Here is a 2044-nt window from a genome sequence, read left to right on the forward strand (position 1 = left end):
TTTGGTTGCGGGGGCAGGATTTGAACCTGCGGCCTTCAGGTTATGAGCCTGACGAGCTACCGGGCTGCTCCACCCCGCGTTACCAGGTTTTTGCGTTTGCAAAAACCGCCAGAGCAAACCTGTTTAGGTTTGCGTCTCTACCCGACTTTTGCCGAGGGCAAAATGTCGTCTCGGTCCGGTTTTTGCCTTGGCAAAATACCGTTGTTAGAACTCGAGGGGAACGACATCCGCCTATGAGCTAATTGCTTAAACGCATAAAGGCCGCTTGCGCGACCCTTAGTATCGGCTGGGCCGAAGGAATGTGATTGAGAAGACTGTTTTATGATTTGTTGCGTTTTGCAGACCTGGCAGCGACCTACTCTCCCGCGTCTTAAGACGGAGTACCATTGGCGCTGGGGCGTTTCACGGCCGTGTTCGGAATGGGAACGGGTGCAGCCGCCCCGCAATAACCACCAGGTCGGCAAAACGCAACGAATGACCATGTTTTCACATGGAAACTGTTGTTTCGAGAAGCTGGGTGGCAAAGCCACTTTTTGTCTTAATATACACGTCTCACTTGACCTATCCGTATGGTGCCTTGCTCGAGTGTGAGCGTGGCGTCCTACAGGACGATAGTCCGTCGCGCCTCGTGGCGCGCGCCGTCCGCAGGCCTTTGGCCGTGAGGACAGAAGTCATCATCGAACTGCGTTCGATGAACATAATCAATGGGAACGAAGAAGTCGATCGAGCTATTAGTAACGGTAAGCTTCATGCATTACTGCACTTCCACACCCGTCCTATCAACGTGGTCGTCTTCCACGGCTCTGATAGGGAACACTCGTTTTCAGGTTGGTTTCCCGCTTAGATGCCTTCAGCGGTTATCCATTCCGTATATAGCTACTCTGCTATGCCCTTGGCAGGACAACAGATCCACCAGAGATACGTCCATCCCGGTCCTCTCGTACTAGGGACAGATCCTGTCAATATTCCTACACCCACGGCAGATAGGGACCGAACTGTCTCACGACGTTCTGAACCCAACTCACGTACCGCTTTAAATGGCGAACAGCCATACCCTTGGGACCTGCTCCAGCCCCAGGATGCGATGAGTCGACATCGAGGTGCCAAACAACCCCGTCGATATGGACTCTTGGGGGTCATCAGCCTGTTATCCCCGGCGTACCTTTTATCCGTTGAGCGATGGCCCTTCCACACGGGACCACCGGATCACTATGACCGACTTTCGTCTCTGCTCGACTTGTCAGTCTCGCAGTCAGGCGGGCTTATGCCATTGCACTCGACGACCGATTTCCGACCGGTCTGAGCCCACCATCGCGCGCCTCCGTTACTCTTTCGGAGGCGACCGCCCCAGTCAAACTACCCACCATACACTGTCCCGGATCCGGATAACGGACCGCGGTTAGACATCCACGAAGATAAGGGTGGTATTTCAAGGATGGCTCCACGGGAACTGGCGTCCCCGCTTCAAAGCCTACCACCTATCCTACACATGCCTTGGCGAATGCCAGTGTAAAGCTATAGTAAAGGTGCACGGGGTCTTTCCGTCTGACCGCAGGAACCCCGCATCTTCACGGGGAATTCAATTTCACTGAGTCTATGTTGGAGACAGCGGGGAAGTCGTTACGCCATTCGTGCAGGTCGGAACTTACCCGACAAGGAATTTCGCTACCTTAGGACCGTTATAGTTACGGCCGCCGTTTACTGGGGCTTCAGTTCAGAGCTTGCACCCCTCCCTTTAACCTTCCAGCACCGGGCAGGCGTCAGACCCTATACGTCGTATTGCTACTTCGCAGAGCCCTGTGTTTTTGATAAACAGTCGCTACCCCCTGGTCTGTGCCACCCTGACATACTTGCGTACAACAGGGTCACGCTTCTTCCGAAGTTACGCGTGCAATTTGCCGAGTTCCTTCAACATAGTTCTCTCAAGCGCCTTGGTATACTCTACCTGACCACCTGTGTCGGTTTCGGGTACGGTCTATACGGTGGAGCTATTTCCTGGAACCTCTTCGCCGCACATTCAATCCAGTAAGAATGTACAACACAC

1 tRNA gene and 2 rRNA genes are annotated in these 2044 nt (G+C 53.8%); all 3 read right to left on the reverse strand.

What is annotated here, in order from left to right:
• Window positions 1-2: 2 nt before the first annotated feature.
• A tRNA-Met gene (locus RQI55_RS24170) sits at window positions 3-79 on the reverse strand.
• A gap of 263 nt (window positions 80-342) precedes the next feature.
• Window positions 343-457, reverse strand: a 5S ribosomal RNA gene (gene rrf, locus RQI55_RS24175).
• A gap of 253 nt (window positions 458-710) precedes the next feature.
• A 23S ribosomal RNA gene (locus RQI55_RS24180) occupies window positions 711-2044 on the reverse strand; the annotation flags it as partial.

The organism is Rhizobium sp. WCS2018Hpa-16 (assembly GCF_031843705.1).
GTDB classification, from domain to species: Bacteria; Pseudomonadota; Alphaproteobacteria; order Rhizobiales; family Rhizobiaceae; genus Agrobacterium; species Agrobacterium tumefaciens_C.